The sequence below is a fragment of the Paenibacillus sp. P4_A7 genome (assembly GCF_056402455.1).
On the sequence record NZ_JBFUHJ010000423.1, the window covers coordinates 1 to 4,911 of the forward strand.

The window sequence follows — 4,911 nt, forward strand, 5'->3', positions numbered from 1 at the left end:
AATATGTTCCATCCAGAAAAAATCATTCTCGGCGGTGTATTGGTAAACTCCAGCGAACAATTTTACGCAAAGGCTATTGAAATCGCTCAGAAAAACACCTATTATTTCCCTGACTACAAGCCTTCCTTTTCAAAAGGGGAGCTCAAAGAGGAAGCGGTCGCCACCGGTTCAGCACTCATGGTTTGGAAAGAGATGGAGATATAAAAAAAACCGCTAACCTAATTAGGTTAGCGGTTTTCTTTAAGAGCGACTGTATTCACTCAACTAATTGCTTATAATAATGACCTTGTAGAATCTCTTACTATTAATTCTGCTGGGAAAATTTTATGTGCATGTGTTATTTTCTTTTGGATCAGATCAAATAAAATCCTTATCGTTTCTTCTGCTATCTCTTTCACTGGCTGTCTAATCGTCGTAATCGAAGGGTTATAATAAAAGGAAATATCTAGTCCATCATATCCTGCCACGGAGTAGTCTTCCGGAATTCGCTTACCAGCTTCAAAAATAGCTTTGCATGCGCCTATGGCCAGACTATCTGAAATGGCATAAATAGCAGTAAACTCTACATTCGTTTCAAGTAACTCTTTGGTCACGGCATAGCCATTTTCCATCGTATAGCTTTCAATATCTTCTTTCATTGGCCGCACCAGCTGTAGATCAAGTTTTAAGCCACGATCAACGAGTGCTTTTTTGTAGCCTTCATATCTTAATTTACCGATACTGACGTCTTCCATTGAAGCCGTTATTGTAGCAATCTTAGTGTGGCCCTCGTCACATAAATAATTGACCATTTTCTTACTTTCATTAAAATCATCCACGGAAACTGAAGAATATTGGGTGAGATCAAACTCAGCCGTCATTCCTATTGTGCTGAGCACGAAAGGTACCGTTAACTGCGTTAGTTTTTCTTCCGAGTGTGAGAAATATCCTCCTAGAAAAACAATTCCCTTTAGACGTTTTTCTTTCTCAAGCTCAATAGCTACATCAATTTCATCTTGATTTTCATCCACTCGCTRCAAAAAGAAGGTATATTTCTTCCGTTTAATTTCTTCTTCAAATACTTTAATCATCGTATTAAAAAACGGATTTGTAATACCTTTAATCAATACGGCTATTGTTTTTGAAGCAGCACGCTTCAAATTTCTTGCGCTGTTGTTTGGAATATAATGATTTTCTTTAATGACTTTTTTAATCATCATTTTTGTTTCTTCACTAATATCAGGATGATTATTAATAGCCCTTGATACAGTGGTAACGCCTACTCCGCACATTTTTGCAATATCAATAATTGTGATTCTTTCCATATTGACTCTTCCTTTACAAGATGTCTCATCCGTTGCAGCTTCCTTCTATCCTTTAACGGCTCCCGCTACAACACCTTCGATTATATACTTTTGACTGAACAAATAGAAAATTACAATTGGCAATATAGCAAGTACCAGCATCGCCATCATGGCTCCCATATCAATTGATCCGTATCCGCCTTTGAGATACTGTATCGCGATTGGAATCGTTTTGTATTCATTCCCGATAATAAGGGATGGCAGCAAATAGTCATTCCATATCCACATCACATTTAAAATAGCTACCGTTATTGCTGTTGGTTTTAGAATAGGCAGAACGATTGAAAAGAATGCTTGCACAGGATTGCATCCATCAATCATAACCGCTTCTTCTACTTCAATAGGTATTGCTTTGACAAAACCGCTAAATAAAAATACAGACAAGCCTGAACCGAATCCAAGATAAATAAAGATAATACCTACTGGATTGTCAAAGTGTATAACGTTTGCTACCTTACTCATCGTGAACATGACCATTTGAAATGGTACGATCATGGAGAATACAAAAATATAATACAACCGATTTGTAAATTTTGTCTTTACTCTTGTTATATACCATGCAGTCATTGATGTAAACAATATTATTACTGCCACAGAAAATACAGTGATAAACAAGGACATTCCAAACGCACTCATGAAATCAGTCTTTGCTATACCGCTTGTATAGTTCTCTAATCCCGTAAATGTTTCACTGTTAGGCAATACAAATGGCGTATCACTAATGTAGAACTTACCTTTAAAGGAGTTCATAAGAACAATAAAGATAGKTGCTAAAAATAATACAGCTAACACTATCAAAATGATATAAACGATACTATCCTTAAACTTGGATGAAGTAGTATGCATTAATTTTCAATCTCCTTTCTTCTAGTAATAACAAGTTGTATCAAGGCAATTATTGCGACCAGAACGAAGAACATAACTGCCTTAGCCTGACCTACACCTTCCCAACCCGTTTTACTATAGAAGGAATTGAAAATATCAAGCGCTAACATTGTAGTTTCCTTGGATGGTGCACCTGCTGTTAGAGCTAAGTTTTGATCAAACAGCTTGAATGAATTTGACAACGTCAAAAATAAACAAATGGTAATAGCAGGCATAACGAGTGGAATGGTTACATTCCGCAGAATTTCAAATCGATTAGCCCCGTCAATTTTTGCAGCTTCTACTATATCCTTAGGAACATTTTGAATACCCGCAATATAGATAATCATCATGTACCCTATTAATTGCCAATTCATTAGGATTACTAAACCCCAAAAGCCATATTGCGCATCAAAAGTTAAAGTTACATCGAAATAATACAATATACCATTAAGAATTAATTGCCAGATATAACCTAGCACGATACCGCCAATTAAGTTTGGTAGAAAAAATACCGTTCTAAATAAATTTGTACCCTTTTTCCCTTTAGTCAATAACATGGCGATGATGAATGCAAACACGTTAATCGTAAGAACCGATACCACTGTAAATTTAACGGTAAACCAAAGTGCATTGATAAATTCTTGGTTAGAAAACGCTTTTACATAATTGCTTAAACCAACCCATTTCGCATCAGTTACTGTAGTAAACTCAGTAAAGGACAAATATATACCTAGAAGAAAAGGTATGATAAAGGCTACTGAGAAGGCCAGTAAGGTTGGCAATGCGAAAAGTGCAAAATACTTTTTAATCGCTTTTTCCATGTTGTCTTCCCCCAACTAAATTATTAATAAATGGTGAGCTAGACAAAGTTAAACTCTCCCATGGTTTATGCCACCACATACCGTTAGGTACGCAGTGGCACATTTTTTCATCTAACCTTTATTTAGATTTTTCAGATTTCCAAGAGTCTTTAACGATTGTTGTAACTTGTTCCCAAGTCTTTTTACCTTGAGCATATTCCAATAGCGCATCACCAAAATAGTTTTTGAATTCTTCACTTGGGAACGCTGCAAATGTCCAAGCTACAGATGTAACATCCTTCTCCATCCAAGCTAATACTTCTTTAGCAAGTGGATCAGCAGGTTTTTCATCTTCTTTAAATGTATTAAATGGTGCTATAAATCCTAGATCTTTCGTAATGTAGGCTTTACCTTTTTCACTTGAGAATAACCATTCAAGGAATGCAAGAGATGCTGCTTGTTTCTCAGCGGATACTTTGCTATTAATAGCAAAATAATTCTCTGTTCCAATAGCTAGACCTTGTTTTTCTTCACCCTTCACTCCTGTGTAGATAGGCATGAACTTAATGTCTTCAGCTTTTACTACGTTTCCGCTTACTTCGTTGATTTGTCCCCACGCCCAGTTTCCATTTTGAACCATAGCAACTTGACCAAGAGCAAATTCAGCCATAGAATCTGTTACTGTTTTACTTCCGAGCATTGTTCCTTTGGTAACGGAATTGTTAATATAGAGGTCAAAAATATTTTTGTAGTTTTCTCCGTATTTGAACGAAATTTCTTTGGATGCAAGACCAGCCAAAACCGTGTTGTCAAATTCAGTGTTATCTTTGAATTCATAGTACAGAGGAATGTTCGCTAAGTGTGACTGCCATCTCCATTGCTCACCAGCACTTAATGAAGTGGAAGCGAATACAYCTTTAATAGCTAATTGGTCTTTCTTAGCAGTCATATCTTCAACAACCGCTTTTAGTGTTGCAAAATTATTGATTTCAGATGTGGATGAAATGGATACTGCTTTGTCTGCTAAAGCAAAGTATTTTTTCATGATCGCGTCATTGTAGATGATGCCATATCCTTCCACTACGTAAGGAATACCATAAACACCTTCACCGCTTGTTACGGCTAAGCTTTTGTCTGTCAAATAGCTGTAAAGTTTAGAATCCTTCAAATCAGCTGTGTAGCCTTTCCAAGCTTCATAACCAACGGGGCCGTTGATTTGGAAAATGGTTGGAGCATCGGATTTCGCAATTTCAGATTTTAGAGTTGTCTCATATGTTCCAGCAGCGGCAGTTACAATTTTAACCTTAACGCCAGTTTCTGCTTCATAATCTTTTGCGATTTTTTCATAGGTTGCTGCTATTTCAGGTTTAAAGTTTAAAAAGTAAATTTCTTTACCTTTGGCACTAGTTCCTCCGTTATTCGTATCATTTGATTTACCACATGCAGATACTAATGCAATAATCATTACGGATACGAGAACGAGACCAATTACTTTTTTCATTTTGTTCATTTTTTCCCCTTCTTTTCTTTAAAATTGTTTGCCTTGATCCTTTAAAATCTGTCTATTTCCGAAAAATGATGACGCTTCCTTAATTTAATCGGTATCGTTATCGGTAACGTTACCGGAGCTCGAATTTATAGTAGCATATCGACCTATAAAGATGCAATAGTTTTTCTTCGCTCGTTCAGCTTCATGCATTATCATCCCCGACGCCTATTTAAATTATTCCTATTTCGTACTCAAAAATCCCCTTGACCATTAACGGCCAAAGGGATTCTTGATTATTTAAAGCAAGAAATGCTTAGTGATTTTTTTGGTTTCAGTGCAACAGCGGAATTTTCGTAATGTCAATTAGAGATACAAAGTTGATAATCATAGCTATTGTTGAAAAGGAACGTGC

4 protein-coding genes and 1 pseudogene are annotated in these 4,911 nt (G+C 36.3%); 1 reads left to right on the top strand and 4 read right to left on the bottom strand.

Features of this window, described 5'->3' with window-relative positions; translation table 11 throughout:
- Positions 1–204, top strand: a pseudogene (locus AC1DWN_RS27920) (sugar kinase); the annotation flags it as partial.
- 68 nt (positions 205–272) lie between these two features.
- Here the strand turns inward: AC1DWN_RS27920 and AC1DWN_RS27925 are convergent.
- The 4 genes from AC1DWN_RS27925 to AC1DWN_RS27940 all read right to left on the bottom strand — a co-directional run bounded on the left by AC1DWN_RS27925 (position 273) and on the right by AC1DWN_RS27940 (position 4,520).
- A complete protein-coding gene (locus tag AC1DWN_RS27925) occupies positions 273–1,304 on the bottom strand; it encodes a LacI family DNA-binding transcriptional regulator (protein WP_477562149.1) in 1,032 nt (343 codons plus the stop codon).
- Positions 1,305–1,349: 45 nt separating this feature from the next.
- Positions 1,350–2,189, bottom strand: coding sequence for a carbohydrate ABC transporter permease (locus AC1DWN_RS27930; RefSeq protein ID WP_477562150.1), 840 nt, complete (start codon positions 2,187–2,189; stop codon positions 1,350–1,352).
- Positions 2,189–3,031 (bottom strand): carbohydrate ABC transporter permease, encoded by an 843-nt coding sequence (locus tag AC1DWN_RS27935; RefSeq protein WP_477562151.1) that lies wholly within the window; start codon positions 3,029–3,031, stop codon positions 2,189–2,191. The genes AC1DWN_RS27930 and AC1DWN_RS27935 overlap by 1 nt, the downstream gene beginning before the upstream one ends.
- 118 nt (positions 3,032–3,149) lie before the next feature.
- A complete protein-coding gene (locus tag AC1DWN_RS27940) occupies positions 3,150–4,520 on the bottom strand; it encodes an ABC transporter substrate-binding protein (protein WP_477562152.1) in 1,371 nt (456 codons plus the stop codon).
- Positions 4,521–4,911 lie beyond the last annotated feature (391 nt).